This is a genomic window from Guyparkeria sp. SB14A, from assembly GCF_005096345.1.
GTDB lineage: Bacteria > Pseudomonadota > Gammaproteobacteria > Halothiobacillales > Halothiobacillaceae > Guyparkeria > Guyparkeria hydrothermalis.
This window is the reverse complement of the sequence record NZ_SWAW01000027.1, coordinates 15,496-27,533: the sequence shown is the minus strand read 5'-3', so window position 1 is coordinate 27,533 and position 12,038 is coordinate 15,496. Positions and strand designations below refer to the sequence as shown.

Here is a 12,038-nt window from a genome sequence, read left to right as displayed (position 1 = left end):
CTCGACCTCGAGGTGTTAGCGCGGCATTCTGATGGATGTCCACGGGACCCTCCTGTCATGGATTGCTTGGTCGGCAAACTCAGCATCCATTGGATGGGTTCCGTGGACAACCTGTTGAGAGATCACATCTAGGGGAGCACCCTCTCCACCTTGACTCAGTGCGAACAAAGCCAAGCGCTTAAACACAGGGTAAGGCAAGTCGAACCAACCTTGAGCGACAGCTTTGGCCCGCCCAGGTGACGCCTTACAAGCAGACAACCACGCATCGCGAAGCAGCTCGATCAAAACCACCCAGTCGCGGAAACGGCGATTTTGCCAATGAGGGGCTATGGACGGCATGTCCAAAACCGAGCTATCTGAGTCCTCGTCAGCGCCACCTAACTCGCGCTGCAGGTCCAGGGCATCGCGTAGAAGTTGTTGAAAATCTTCCAGGAGCAAGGGCAGGACGGATCCCCAAGCTCCACTCTCTGGCTGAAGCAGATCAGACGCCACGTGATCTGCTGCCAAGCTCAACTCCCAGTTCACCAAATGCGTGAGCTCAACATCCTCGCCGCCATCTTCGTCACGCCCCCCTAACCGAAAAGGCTTCCGCAACTTCACTTTTGGTTCGAGAAGTCGACGAAGCTCCAACCTGAGTGAGGCTGCAAGCCCCTCGCGCTCCAATCGCTCGTTCCATGTAAAAAGATCAAAATTGTGTCGCGGAGATTTCACTCTCCCTCCAAGAAACAACCGCCACAATGCCTGCATTCCTGGCCTTGGGATGGCCTTCGGCGCTCCTGTTCGGATCGCCTCCAACTCGGAGGTTTTTTTATCCCTTTCCAAGCGAGCAAGCTGATTGAGCCTCTCTTCTATTAGCCACAAAAGTCGCTCGTGCACTTGTCCGCCTCGACGAGCCAACCAAAGAATCAGCTCCGGCTCATCAAGGTAACGAGTCAACCAGCGGGCCATATGAAACATGACCGCATCCCATTGGGCGCCATCGTCACCAGCTGAAACTAGAGCCATCCAAGTAGACTTTTGGTATGGCGTGGGGCGAGAAACCAAACTAAAACTGAGCCTTTCGTCCTTCTCGGGAGCGGGAGAGACACCAAAGTGGCGTAGATCGTCATGCCGGTAACAGTCAGAAGAAAACACTGTTAGCCAGTCAAATGGTGGGACCGGATCGAAGTCCGCGAAACGCTTTGCCGGCAGGCCTGACTTATCGGATATTGCCCACAACATCCGACCTACAAAATTGTCCTGATGCGAGCTTGACGAGGGGTGGGTCAGAGCCAGATCCGTCACGATGCGCTCTTTGCCAAAAGTGCCATCCCGGTATGTATCGGCCCACGCCCTCAGCGTGTCGTGCAATGCGGAGTGATCTGTACTCCCAGTTGGCAGTTCATAAAGTACGGGAACGACACCTTTTGCCACCCACTCGTTCGCCGCATCATCCGTACCCTCTGGCTCACTAGCTCCAAACGCGTAAGCCTGTGGGGTGGCCTCCCCTAACATACGGTCGGCAGCTAACGCGTCCATCATGTAGCGCAGCACCGGGTCATCAATGCTGTAACCAACGAAACAAACAACGTAGTTGCGGAACAACTCGCTTACGAAGCGAGCGGCCCACCTCTCTGTCAAATAGGCCAGCCCAAAATCACCGCTCGTGAGCACTAACTTGTGCAGCGCTGTCTCACTCTCTTCGTCCGGCAACCGGCCATGCAGATAAACCACACCATCCCAACGGCTATTTTTGGGAATGGGAAGCATCGGGGCCATATATTTATCGAACGCGCCCACCTCCTCGCCAGCGTGCTCGAAAAGGCGATCAAAATTTGTAGTGACAAGCCGAAGGGCCCCATCGCGAGAGCGCCCCAGACGCAACAGCGCCGCGTGAGTATCAAGCGCCCCATCGCGATCCAGATCGGGCTGAAGAATCTTTGCTAGCGCCTTACGCAGATCAAGACGCTGCCCCGGAAGGCGCCTTTCCAACTGATCGAGCACTACATCGTATTGATGATGCTCAAATGGTTTCTGTTCGGCCGGCTCTAGTGTGGTGCCCAAGCGTTCATAGAGACCATCAACCAACCCCTGAAAGCCTGGCAGGCCTGCGGGGTAAGAGACACCAGCTCCACAAAAGAACACCACACGACCTTCTTCGTGGGCTTCGAGAAGCAAGTCCGGTACATCTGGCCCATTTGGAACAAACTGCATTGGAGTGACGAGTGCTGGGGAGGGAAAGGGAATGCCTTGCAGAAGGCCGCATTACTAGGCCTGTTGGACCGAAGACACAGCGTCGCCCTACACAAGCCCCGAGTCAATGCACACGGAGTGAAGCGCCCCCAGCAATCACAGATCTGCGTGACCAAATTGAAGAACTCAAATTGGCCCTTTCACGGCAGCTATACGGAAAGTTTGATACCCGAACTTCTCAGCTCTCTGAAAGCACGCCGCAACGCGGCCTGCAGCGAAGGTGTGAGTCAGAAACGGCGCTCAGCCGCTTAACTCACAGCCTGACTCACAATCTGACTCACAATGGGATTGGATTGCCACGAACACGCATAGACATGCACGGACACTGTTATAAGCTAAACAACTGAATTGTTACGCTTTTTGAACACCAGTGAACACGCTTGGACGCAATGATTGATGATCGAGCATCAGCACCATGGCGGTTGCGACTCCGTGATCTGCGTGGCCGACGCATCGGGCGGCCGGGCAAGCCTGGCTTGCGTGTGCATCGATGGCTGGGACGGGCCAGTATAGCCGAGCGGGCCAGAGAAGCGCGCCCAGCGGCCGTCACCTTGACTCAGTGGTATTTCTCGACCGTGATGTGGCCCGGTTCACGACGGCGATGGCGACGCAGACCGCGTTCCTTGAGCACCTGCTGGACCGCCTCGATCATGTCCGAGTTCCCGCAGAGCATGACGTGGGCGTCCTCCGCGCGCAGCTCGAGTCCCACCCGTTTCTCGATCTCGCCGGACGCCAGGCCCGCCGGTATCCGCTCGTGCAGGGCGCCCGGGTGGTCCTCGCGGGTGACCACGGGCACGAACGCGAATCGATCCCCGTGGCGCGACTGCAACTGCCGGATGGTCTCGCCGTAAGCGAGATCCGAGGCGCGACGCACCGAATGGCACAGCACTACCCGCTCGGCACGCGCCCAGGGGGCGTCGGTCTTGAGGATCGACAGGAATGGACCCAGCGCGGTCCCGGTGGCGAACAGCCACAGATACCGGTGCTCGGGCGTGCGCTCCATGGTCATCGTGCCGGTGACCGTGGTGTTGACGAACAGGGTGTCGCCGGGGACCAGGCGGGCCAGCCTGGGTGACAGCGGCCCCTCGGGCACGACGTTGAAATAGATCTCGTGAGGCGTCTCGGTGGGCGCATTGACCAGCGAGTAGGGACGCGCGACGCGTTCGCCGTCGATATCGAGCCCCACCCGGACGAACTGTCCCGCCTTGAATGCCGGTAACGGCGCGTCAAAACGCAGGGAATAGAGTCCATCGTTCCAGCGGACGGTCTCGGCGACCGTCACCTCAAGCCATTCGCCCATCGGTTACCTCGTCTGGATTGGTGATGCCGGTTGCCTCCAGCATGACTTGGTGATGCCTGCTGTTTCCAGCATGACATGGTCGGCAAGCACTCAGCCCCCCGCGCGTCGACGGGCCCGTTGCCGCGCCCGCCGCTGATAGAGCGTGATGATCAACAGCGCCGACAGGATCAGGCCGATACCGAGCTGCTTGACCGGTCCCGGCGTCTCGCCCAGCACCAGCCAGGCACTCAATACGCCGATGCCGGGCACCAGCAGCGCCCCGAAACCGGCGATCCAGGTCGGCAGGTGGTGCAGGGAGTAGACCCAGAGCAACCAGCCGATCGCGCCGGCCAGCACGACGTTATAGAACAGGGCCCAGAGAAAATTCGGCGTCGGGTCGACGGCGAAGGGCTCGGCCCAGAGCGCGATCGCCAGCAGCAACAGCCCGCCGTAGAGCATCTGCCAGGCCGTCAGGCTCAGCAGGTCGGGCTGGTAGCGGTGGTAGTAGCGCTTTTGCCAGATCGCGCCCAGCGCCCAGCCAAACCCCGAGGCGAAGGCCAGCAGCACCGCCGCCGGCATCAGGCCCGCCTCCCAGGGCGAGATCAGCAGCACCAGTCCCGGCAGGGCCAGGCCGATCGCGAGCAACTGCACCCGCGTGATCCGTTCGTCGAGGGCGAAATGCGCCATCAGGGTCAGCCACAGCGGCATCATGAAGACGATCACCGCGGTCTCGCCCGCCCCGCCACCGGACTGGAGCGCCCACATCATGAAACCGACGAAGCCGGCGGTCTGGAACAGGCCGATCGGCAAGGCATAGAACAGCGGCGGCGGGCGCAGTCGCTTGCCGGCGAGCGGCAGGATCGCGATCAGCAGCAGGGCCGGCAGCACGGTGCGCAGCGCGGCGAACCACGCCGCCGAGACGTCCACCAGCACGGCCTTCATCACCACCCAGTTGTATCCCCAGAAAAAGCCCAGCAGGAGCAAGGCGAGCAGCGGCAGCAGCGCGATCGGCGCGTGCCGTGGGATGTCGCGGTCCTCGACGGGACCCGGGGTTGGTTCGCTCATTGACACACCGGCGGCGTTCGGAAAGGCCGCGATCTTAGCAGGCCCACGGCCGGCGCTCGCCGCCGATTCATACCCGAGTTCGGAACTCAGGCAAGCAACGAGCGTCTTCACTAAGGTGAAAGCGGGTCATCGAAACCGATGGCCGTCATGAATCGGTCGGCTCGAGGTGCGCCGACCCCGCCCAAACCCACGGCAATCGCGCCGAACGGGCGGACAACCAAGGAGGTCGCATCATGCTTTCCTGGGCACTGATCTTTCTTATCGTGGGGATCGTCGCCGGCGTACTCGGCCTGAGCGGCATTGCGGGTGCGGCGACCCAGATCGCCTGGATCCTGTTCGTCGTCGGCCTGATCCTGGCCATCGTGTTCTTCCTGATGGGTCGACGGCCGCCGGTCTGACCATCCCAACCCGTACGGCACAAAAAAAACCCCGGCAACGCCGGGGTTTCGTCGTTTCGGTGGGGCACGGCAGCCGTCAGATCCGCCCGTACACCTCGCCGCCCTGCTCGACGAACTCGATCGACTTCTCCTTCATGCCCTGACGGAGCGCCTCCTCCTCGTCGACGCCCAGCTTGTCGGCGTACTCGCGCACCTCCTGGGTGATCTTCATCGAGCAGAAGTGCGGGCCGCACATGGAACAGAAGTGCGCCACCTGGTGCGCGTCCTTCGGCAAGGTCGCGTCGTGGTATTCACGCGCCCGCTCCGGATCGAGCGACAGGTGGTACTGGTCAAGCCAGCGGAACTCGAAGCGCGCCTTGGACAGGGCGTTGTCGCGCACCTGCGCGCCCGGGAAGCCCTTGGCGAGATCCGAGGCGTGGGCAGCGATCTTGTAGGTGATCACGCCCTCGCGCACGTCGTCCTTGTTGGGCAGGCCGAGGTGCTCCTTCGGCGTGACGTAGCAGAGCATCGCCGTGCCGTACCAGCCGATGTTCGCCGCGCCGATGCCGCTGGTGATGTGGTCGTAGGCCGGCGCGATGTCGGTGACCAGCGGCCCGAGGGTGTAGAACGGCGCCTCGAAGCAGTCCTCGAGCTCCTTGTCCATGTTCTCCTTGACCATGTGCAGCGGCACGTGGCCCGGGCCCTCGATCATCACCTGCACATCGTGCTTCCAGGCGATCTGGGTCAGCTCGCCCAGGGTCTTCAACTCGGCGAACTGGGCCTCGTCGTTGGCATCCGCCAGGCAGCCCGGGCGCAGGCCGTCGCCCAGCGAGAAGGACACGTCGTAGGCCTTCATGATCTCGCAGATCTCGTTGAAGTGCGTGTAGAGGAACGACTCCTCGTGGTGGGCGAGGCACCACTTGGCCATGATCGAGCCGCCACGCGAGACGATCCCCGTGACGCGCTCGGCGGTCATCGGCACGTAGGCCAGACGCACGCCGGCGTGGATGGTGAAGTAATCGACGCCCTGCTCGGCCTGCTCGATCAGGGTGTCGCGGTAGATTTCCCAGGTCAGGTCCTCGGCCTTGCCGTCGACCTTCTCCAGCGCCTGGTAGAGCGGCACGGTGCCGATCGGCACCGGCGAGTTGCGCAGGATCCACTCGCGGGTCTCGTGGATGTGCTTGCCGGTGGACAGGTCCATGATGGTGTCGCCACCCCAGCGGATGCCCCAGACCATCTTCTCGACTTCCTCGGCGATGCCGGAGGTGACCGCCGAATTGCCGAGATTGCCGTTGATCTTGGTGCGGAAGTTCCGGCCGATGATCATCGGCTCGATTTCCGGGTGGTTAATGTTCGCCGGGATGATGGCGCGACCGCGGGCGATCTCGTCGCGGACGAACTCGGGCGTGACCTCGTCGGGGATCGACGCGCCGAAGGATTCGCCCTTGTGCTGGCGCAGCAGCGCCTTGTAGCGCGGATCGGCACGCATCTCCTGGAGACGGTTGTTCTCGCGGATCGCGACGTATTCCATCTCGGGGGTGATGATCCCCTGACGGGCGTAGTGCATCTGGGTGACATTGGCACCCGCCTTGGCGCGGCGCGGCGGGCGGATGTGCGAAAAGCGCAGGTTCTCGGTCTTCTCGTCGGTCAGACGCTCCTGGCCGAAACGCGAGGTCGGGCCGTCGAGCTGCTCGGTGTCACCGCGTTCCTCGATCCACACCTGGCGCAGCGGCGAAAGCCCCTTGAGCAGGTCGATCTCGACGTCCGGGTCGGTGTACGGACCGGAGGTGTCGTAGACCGGGATCGGCGGGTTGGAGACGATGCCGGAGTCGTTCTGCGTCGCCGTCTGCGAGATCTCGCGGTAGGGGACGCGAAGGTCCGGTCGCGAGCCGACCGAGTAGCGCTTGTGGCTGGCCGGGAACGGGGCGATGACCGTCTCGGAGAGTTTGGCCGTCTTCTGCAGGAAATCGCTGGGGATTGCGCTCATGGGTATGCCACCTGTGTTGCACGTTGGGGCATGCACGACGAGCGCCGACTGGACACGGAGGGTTTCTCGGTTGTGCCAGACAGACTTCCCTACGCCGATGCAAGCCGGATCAGGTTCCAAGGGTGTGTCTCAGCCGCCTGACCGACCATTCTCGGTCGGGCGGCACCCCTAGTCTGTGGATGGGCAGCCACCGAACTCTCGCCCGGGCAGCCACCGCTATGGTCGGGACGCTACCCCAGCGGCCAGCAAATAACAAGTTCCCGGCCGGCTTTCAGTCACTTAGCAGAATGCCTCGGCGGCCCCATCAACCGCGGGAAGTTGCCGGGGCAGTGGAAAACCCGTAAATTACCGCGCACTCAATTTCCCCGAAAACCAGAGCCGAATTCATGCCCACCGACATCGAACTGGCCCGCTTCAACATGGTCGAGCAACAGATCCGCCCCTGGGACGTGCTCGACAAGCGCGTTCTGGAGGTGTTCTTCAACGTCCCGCGCGAGCGCTTCGTCCCGGATGCCGAGCGGGTGCACGCCTTTGCCGACGTGGCCGTGCCGATCGGCCATGGCCAGACCATGCTGCCGCCGGTGGTCGAGGGACGTATCCTGCAATACCTGCAGGTCCAGCCGAACGAGCGCGTCCTCGAGATCGGTACCGGCACGGGCTTTTTCACCGCCTGTCTCGCATCATTGGGCAACAGCGTGCGCTCGGTGGACATCGTCCCCGAGTTCACCGAACGTGCCAGGCATCGCCTTGCCGAACTGGGCTTCGAACGCGTGGTGCTGGAGACCGGCGATGCCCATGACGGTTGGGCCAGCGACGAACGCTTCGACGTGATCGTCTTCACCGGGGCGCGAGTCACCATGCCGGAGGCCAGCTTGCGGCAACTGAACGTCGGCGGACGATTGCTGGCCATTACCGGCACCGGGCCGATCCAGACCGCCTCGATGGTCACGCGCACCGCCGAGAGCCAGTTCCGCACCGATTCGCTGTTCGAGACCCGCACGGCTTACCTGGTTGGCGCCGAGCCCAAACCGGCCTTCTCTCTCTGAGACGCCGGCCGCTGCCCTTCGGGCGCGGCATGACATGACGCAACGGCCCCGGTATCTCGACCGGGGCCGTTGTGCGTTAAGCTCGGCGAGTCGAACCCGGACGCGACTGCCCAGCTGGTGGCCAGCTGGCCGGCGCCGCGGTCCGACTCCCCCGGTTTCGACACTGGTGTTCGTCCCGGGGCTCGGGTATCGTGCCAATAGTTAGCAGGCTAGCCAATTAGTATCCAACTCGTCCGAGGATCCTCGACCATGCCAGTCCCTCGCCTCCGAACCGCCTCCGGCCCGGGTGTCGCCCGAGACCTGACTCGCCCATTCCGTCGCGCGACCCTCTCGGCCGCCATCGGGCTTGGCCTCGCGCTGGCAAGCGGCGCGTCGGTAGCCGCCGACCTGCTGGACATTTACGCATTGGCCGAGCAGAACGACCCGCAATTGCGCTCGGCGCAACAACAGCGGCTGTCGGTCGAGCAAAACGTACCGATCGAGCGCGCGGACCTGCTGCCGCAGGTGAGCGGCAACGCTGGTGTCAACTACACCCGTACCCGGATACTCAGCGGCATTTTCCCGGGCTCCTCTGATGTGATCGACGGCACGGGCCGCAACCTCACCCTGTCCCTCTCACAGACGATCTACAACCGGACGGAAAACCTGCAGCTCGACATCGCCCAGTTACAAGTGCGCCAGGCAGACATCGACTACGAGCAGGCCCGCCAGGACCTGATCCTGCGAACGGGACAAGCCTACTTCCAGGTACTCAACGCCGACGCGCAGCTGGAACTGGCAAAGGCCAACCGAACCGCCCTCAAGCGGCAGCTCGAGCGCGCCCAGCGCCAATACGAAGTCGGCCTGGTCGCCGTGACCGACGTGGCCGACGCCCAGTCGGAGTACGACCAGGCGACCGCCCAGATCATCTCGGCACGCAACGCGCTCAACAACGCCGAGGCCGCGCTGGCGACCATCATCGGCCGAACCGAGGCCGATCTCGACGACATCCGCACCAACCTCGAGGTCGCCGCGCCACAACCGGCCTCCCCCGAGGAGTGGATGGATCTTGCCGCGGAACAGAACCTTGACCTGCGCAGCGCCGTCGTCGGCACCCGGATCGCGCAGCAAAACGTCGACGTGGCCCGATCTCAGCGCGCACCGACAGTGAGCCTCGAGGGCAGCTACGGCTACGACGATCGCCCCAGCCAGTTCACCGGACGCAGCGAGACGCTCAACGGCGAGGTCGGCATCCAGCTGAACCTGCCCATCTACACCGGTGGCCGCATCAACGCCCAGTCGCGCCAGGCGGCCTTCGACTACCAGCGCAGCAAGTTCGACCTGGACAGCCAGCGCCGCCAGGTGCGCCAGCAAACCTCCGAAAGCTACCGCGGCGTGCAGAACTCGATCAGCGAAATCACCGCCTTTCGGCAAGCGGTCGAGTCGGCACGCACCAGCCTGGTCGCCACCGAGGCCGGCTACGGCGTCGGCACGCGCACCATCGTCGACGTGCTCAACGCCGAGTTGCGCGTCTTCCAGGCCATGGCCGACTACCTGGACGCCCGCTACAACTACCTCACCAACCTGCTGCAGCTGAAGGCCGACACCGGCCAGTTGACCGTCGCCGACCTGGAAGCCATCAACCGCCAGCTCACCGACCAGGAAACCAACGCCCTGATCGCCCCGCTGATGGGACAGGGCGATGACGAGGCCGGCGCAAGCACCGCGGACACCGAGATGATGCAGCGCGTGCTCGAGCGCGCCCGCCAGACGGTGAACGGCGAGAACTGATCTCGTCCGACCGGCTGCCAGCGGCGAGGCCGGCAGATCAATCCAGCCAGCGCGCGAGCCGATCGACCAGGCGTTGAGCCGCGCCGCGGTGCTCGGCGATCACGTCACGCGCCCGCGCACCAACCGCCGCCCAGGATTCGGGGCGATCGAAACACTCGATCACGGCACGGCCCAGCGCCTCGCTGTCGGCCACCTGCCGGCTGGCGTCCCGTTCGTCGAGCGCGGCGAAGACCTGGCGGAAGTTTTCCACCGCCGGCCCATGCAACACCGCGCGGCCCACGGCCGCCGGCTCGATCGGGTTGTGTCCGCCGATCGGCACCAACGACCCGCCCATGAAGACCACCGGCACCTCGGCAAACAACCCCGCCAGCAGACCCGCGCGATCGACGATCTCCACCGTGCATTCCTCCCGCGGCGGCCGGCCGGGCGACCAGGTTTCCACCGAAAAGCCCTGTCCCTCGACCAACCGCGTTACCTCGCCCGCCCGCTCGGGATGGCGCGGCACCAGGATCAAGCGGGCATCGGGATACCGCTGCCGCACCGCCTGGTGGGCCGCAAGCACCTGCGCTTCCTCGTTCGGATGGGTGCTCGCCGCCAGCCAGGTGTGCTCGCGTCCCGAGGGAACGGCAGGAATGGCAGCGGCCACCGGCAGGTCGAACTTGAGATTGCCGCAATCCTCGACCCGCCCGGCGCCCAGGGCCAGGAAGCGCTCCCGATCGGCAGGAGATTGCGCGCAGATCAACTCGACGCCGCCCAGCACGTCGCGCAGCAGCGCTCCCCCCCCAGCGGGCGTAGCGTCGATAGGAGCGATCGGACAGGCGGGCATTGGCGATGACCAACGGCACGTGGGCGTGTCCCGCCTCGCGCACCAGATTCGGCCAGAGCTCGGTTTCCATCACGACCAGCAGGCGGGGGCGCAGGCGCGCCAACACGCGTCGCTGAGCGAATGCGAAATCGAAGGGCGCGTAGAAATGGGGCAGGTCGAGGGCGCGTGCGGCCTCGGCGCCGGTCTCGGTGGTGGTGCTGATCACGACCGGGAGATCCGGCCAACGCGCGCGCACCGCCCGGATCAGCATGGCCGCGGCGCGCACCTCGCCCAGTGACACCGCGTGCAGCCACAGGGCATCCCGGGGCAGACCGTCCCGCAGGCGCCCGAACTGCTCGAACAAGCGGCCGTGACCGGGACGAGCCCGGCGATGACGCCGCCAGGCGTCCCACACCAGCCACGGACTGAGTAGCCCGAGCAGCAACGGGTAGTGCCAGCGCCTCATGCCCCCTCACCCCGCCCACGGGGACGATCATGCAAGGGGACGCAAAGCGGTGAGACGATCGGGCAGGCGACGCGCTTCAAGTGCATGGGGCCATTATCGCTTAGAATGCGGCCCCATGAGTGCCCCTCTCCCACCACGGATTCGCGCGACGCGCTTGCTGTTGTCCCTGATTCCCCGGCTGATCGCCGCCTTGCCGCAGCGTGCCCGGCTTGCCCTCGGCCGCGGGCTGGGCTGGCTGATGGCACGCGCGCTGAAAAAGCGCCGGCGGATCATGCAGGCGAATCTCACGGTCGCCTTCCCCGACTGGACCGCGGGCGCACGGGACGATCTGATCGATGAACACTTCGCTCGGCTCGGGGCGGGGATCTGCGAGGGATTCTGGGGCTGGTTCGGCAACCTCGACCGCGTGCCCGACTACCGGGTTATCGGCCTCGAACACCTCGAGGCGGCTCGCGCGGCCGGGCAGGGCGTGATCCTCAACGCCGCGCACGTGACCGACATGGAGCTGGGCGTGTACTTCGTCTCGCGACACGCCCCCGTCCACGCCGTCTACCGGCCCAACAACAACCGCGCGATCGACAGCCTGATCAACCTGGGGCGGGAAAAGCACCTGGCCGGACTGATCCACCGCGAGGACACCCGCGCCATGGTCCGGGCCCTGCGCGCCGGGGAGGTGCTGTGGACCGCGCCGGACCAGAACTACCACGGCAAGACCAGCGCCTTCATCCCCTTCTTCGGCCTGCCGGCGGCCACCAACACCGCCATGCCGATACTCGCCCGCATGGGCCGGGCCGTGATCCTGCCCTACCACGTCCGCCGTTTCGGCAACCGCTACGAACTGGCGATCGAGTCGCCGATCTCGGGACTACCCAGCGGTGACGACGTCGCCGACACACAACGCCTAGTCGAACGCCTGGAGGCGGAAATCCGTCGTCACCCCGCCATGTATCTCTGGGGGCACCGCCGGTTCAAGACGTTGCCCGAGGGCTATCCGCCGCTCTACTGACCCGC

General features: G+C 64.3%; 10 protein-coding genes and 1 riboswitch. Of the genes, 5 read left to right on the top strand and 5 right to left on the bottom strand.

The genetic code is table 11. The features are described 5' to 3' along the window. Positions 1-15: 15 nt before the first annotated feature. The 3 genes from FAZ79_RS09485 to FAZ79_RS09475 form a co-directional block, all read right to left on the bottom strand. Positions 16-2,157: an SIR2 family protein gene (locus tag FAZ79_RS09485; protein ID WP_247709536.1), complete on the bottom strand. Its 2,142-nt coding sequence runs from the start codon at positions 2,155-2,157 to the stop codon at positions 16-18. 631 nt (positions 2,158-2,788) lie between these two features. Then, positions 2,789-3,532, bottom strand: coding sequence for a ferredoxin--NADP reductase (locus tag FAZ79_RS09480; protein ID WP_136867731.1), 744 nt, complete (start codon positions 3,530-3,532; stop codon positions 2,789-2,791). Between the two features lie 90 nt (positions 3,533-3,622). Next, a complete protein-coding gene (locus FAZ79_RS09475) occupies positions 3,623-4,576 on the bottom strand; it encodes an EamA family transporter (RefSeq protein ID WP_136867730.1) in 954 nt (317 codons plus the stop codon). A 233-nt stretch (positions 4,577-4,809) separates the two neighbouring features. Here FAZ79_RS09475 and FAZ79_RS09470 point away from each other — a divergent pair, with 233 nt between their 5' ends. Further along, positions 4,810-4,974 carry a DUF1328 domain-containing protein gene (locus tag FAZ79_RS09470; RefSeq protein WP_136867729.1) on the top strand — a complete coding sequence of 55 codons (165 nt, stop codon included), beginning with the start codon at positions 4,810-4,812 and terminating at the stop codon, positions 4,972-4,974. Positions 4,975-5,050: 76 nt separating this feature from the next. On the opposite strand, the gene thiC is transcribed toward FAZ79_RS09470, so the two are convergent. Next, entirely contained in the window at positions 5,051-6,940 is a 1,890-nt protein-coding gene (gene thiC, locus FAZ79_RS09465; RefSeq protein WP_136867728.1) for a phosphomethylpyrimidine synthase ThiC, read from the bottom strand. 69 nt (positions 6,941-7,009) lie between these two features. Continuing rightward, a riboswitch (TPP riboswitch) is annotated at positions 7,010-7,120 on the bottom strand. A gap of 206 nt (positions 7,121-7,326) precedes the next feature. On the opposite strand from thiC, the gene FAZ79_RS09460 reads away from it, so the two are divergent. Both FAZ79_RS09460 and FAZ79_RS09455 read left to right on the top strand, forming a co-directional pair. Continuing rightward, on the top strand, positions 7,327-7,986 hold the full coding sequence (locus FAZ79_RS09460) for a protein-L-isoaspartate O-methyltransferase (RefSeq protein ID WP_136867727.1): 660 nt from the start codon (positions 7,327-7,329) through the stop codon (positions 7,984-7,986). 249 nt (positions 7,987-8,235) lie between these two features. Next, positions 8,236-9,756 (top strand): TolC family outer membrane protein, encoded by a 1,521-nt coding sequence (locus tag FAZ79_RS09455; protein WP_136867726.1) that lies wholly within the window; start codon positions 8,236-8,238, stop codon positions 9,754-9,756. A 37-nt stretch (positions 9,757-9,793) separates the two neighbouring features. On the opposite strand, the gene FAZ79_RS09450 is transcribed toward FAZ79_RS09455, so the two are convergent. Next, a complete protein-coding gene (locus tag FAZ79_RS09450) occupies positions 9,794-10,582 on the bottom strand; it encodes a glycosyltransferase N-terminal domain-containing protein (RefSeq protein WP_136867725.1) in 789 nt (262 codons plus the stop codon). Positions 10,583-10,601: 19 nt separating this feature from the next. Here FAZ79_RS09450 and FAZ79_RS11740 point away from each other — a divergent pair, with 19 nt between their 5' ends. Together FAZ79_RS11740 and FAZ79_RS09440 are read left to right on the top strand one after the other, a co-directional pair. Further along, positions 10,602-10,859, top strand: a complete 258-nt coding sequence (locus FAZ79_RS11740) for a hypothetical protein (protein WP_247709535.1) — start codon at positions 10,602-10,604, stop codon at positions 10,857-10,859. Between the two features lie 283 nt (positions 10,860-11,142). Beyond that, a complete protein-coding gene (locus FAZ79_RS09440; protein WP_169303661.1) occupies positions 11,143-12,033 on the top strand; it encodes a hypothetical protein in 891 nt (296 codons plus the stop codon). The last annotated feature ends 5 nt before the right edge of the window (positions 12,034-12,038 follow it).